We start from the raw sequence: 1,175 nt of genomic DNA on the forward strand, positions 1-1,175 counted from the left end.
ATGAGCCACACGCCCACCATCACCGACATCGAAGTCATCCCCGTCGCCGGCCGCGACGGCATGCTGATGAACCTCAGCGGTGCCCACGCGCCCTTCTTCACCCGCAACGTGCTGCTGGTGCACGACAGCGCCGGCCGCACCGGCGTGGGCGAGGTGCCAGGCGGCGAGGGCATCCGTCAGGCGCTGGAGGACAGCCGGCCCCAGCTCATCGGCCAGTCCATCGGCAAGCACCTGCAGCTGCTGCAGCGCGTGCAGCAGGCCCTGGCCGGCCGCGACCCCGGCGGCCGCGGCCTGCAGACCTTCGACCTGCGCATCGGCGTGCATGCGGTCACGGCCATCGAGTCGGCGCTGCTCGACCTGCTGGGCCAGCACCTGGGCGTGCCGGTGGCGGCGCTGCTGGGCGAAGGCCAGCAGCGCGAGCGGGTGGAGATGCTGGGCTACCTGTTCTTCGTCGGCCCTTCGGACCAGACCGACCTGCCCTACGTGAAGCCGGGCGACGACACGAGCGCCAGCGACGACTGGGCCCAGGTGCGCCACATGGCGGCCATGACGCCCGTGGCCATCGTGCGCCAGGCCGAGGCCGCCCATGCGCGCTACGGCTTCAACGACTTCAAGCTCAAGGGCGGCGTGCTGGCCGGCGAGCAGGAGATCGAGGCCGTGCGCGCGCTGGCCCAGCGCTTCCCCGAAGCGCGCGTCACGCTGGACCCCAACGGCGGCTGGCTGCTCAAGGATGCGATCCGCCTGATGCGCGACATGCGCGGCGTGCTGGCCTATGCCGAGGACCCCTGCGGTGCCGAAGGCGGCTTCAGCGGCCGCGAGGTGATGGCCGAGTTCCGCCGCGCCACGGGTCTGCCCACCGCCACCAACATGATCGCCACCGACTGGCGGCAGATGGTGCATGCCCTGTCGCTGCAGTCGGTGGACATCCCGCTGGCCGACCCGCATTTCTGGACCATGGCCGGCAGCGTGCGTGTGGGCCAGACCTGCCGCGACTGGGGCCTGACCTGGGGTTCGCATTCCAACAACCACTTCGACATCTCGCTGGCCATGTTCACCCACGTGGCGGCGGCCGTGCCGGGCAAGGTCACGGCCATCGACACGCACTGGATCTGGCAGGACGGCCAGTTCCTCACGCAGAACCCGCTGCAGATCCGCGGCGGCTTCGTCGAGGTGCC

1 protein-coding gene is annotated in these 1,175 nt (G+C 70.9%); it reads left to right on the forward strand.

What is annotated here, in order from left to right; translation table 11 throughout:
* Positions 1 to 1,175 (forward strand): enolase C-terminal domain-like protein (locus tag BXA03_RS26270; RefSeq protein ID WP_076512124.1); only part of this gene is annotated, 1,175 nt, incomplete at both ends.

The organism is Pseudacidovorax sp. RU35E (assembly GCF_900156165.1).
Taxonomy (GTDB): domain Bacteria; phylum Pseudomonadota; class Gammaproteobacteria; order Burkholderiales; family Burkholderiaceae_C; genus Xenophilus.